The following is a 630-nucleotide window of genomic DNA, read 5'->3' as shown; positions in this document are numbered from 1 at the left end:
GAATATCTTTGCAAGCCTTGAAGATGCGCTCGAGACCAAATTCCATCCCGATTTCCACGCCTTCTTCGAAAGCTACTGGGCGAACGGAATGCGTGTAGAGCACCCTTTAGTTGATTTTGCGTTAATACAAACGTGGAACGAAGAAGATCAGGAGCGTCTAAAAGAAAATATACTCGGACACTGTTTCGCGAAGCTTAAGAACAAACAGAGCTTAACGCTATTTATCGGCTGCACCGACAGCAATGAAGTTGTAAGTATTGAAAATCATAGCGGGAAAGTCATTTTAGAGCGCCCAGGTCGAAAAGATTATAAAGAGTTGGCTGACAACCTTGAAAGTTTCTTGCTAGCCCTCAACCCTACAGCACTCGAGTACAACTAAGGCGCCTTCATGTTAAGCCATGCTTCTTAGTAGCGCGGGAGCTTAACATTTTCAAACATTTCTTGAACGTCCTGACGATGCATATGGCGGTAGCATGCTTCCTCGACAACCTTCTGAGTAAGATGAGGTGCAAACTGTTGTAGGAACTCATACATAAAGCCGCGCATAAAGGTCCCCTTCCTGAATCCGATATTGGTAACACTTGCCTCAAACAGTCGGTCGGTATCAATCGCAGTCAAGCCGACATCTTT

At 45.1% G+C, this 630-nt stretch carries 1 protein-coding gene and 1 pseudogene; one reads left to right on the top strand and one right to left on the bottom strand.

Features of this window, described 5'->3' with window-relative positions:
* Positions 1 to 379, top strand: a 379-nt coding sequence (locus A3763_RS04925; protein ID WP_068759925.1) for a SecY-interacting protein Syd, incomplete at its 5' end; no start/stop codon positions are given.
* A gap of 26 nt (positions 380 to 405) precedes the next feature.
* Here A3763_RS04925 and cysB read toward each other — a convergent pair.
* A pseudogene (cysB, locus tag A3763_RS28205) lies at positions 406 to 630 on the bottom strand (HTH-type transcriptional regulator CysB); the annotation flags it as partial.

The organism is Oleiphilus sp. HI0128 (assembly GCF_001635365.1).
Note: the sequence above shows the minus strand (reverse complement) of the source record. Positions and strands in the feature narration are given on the sequence as shown.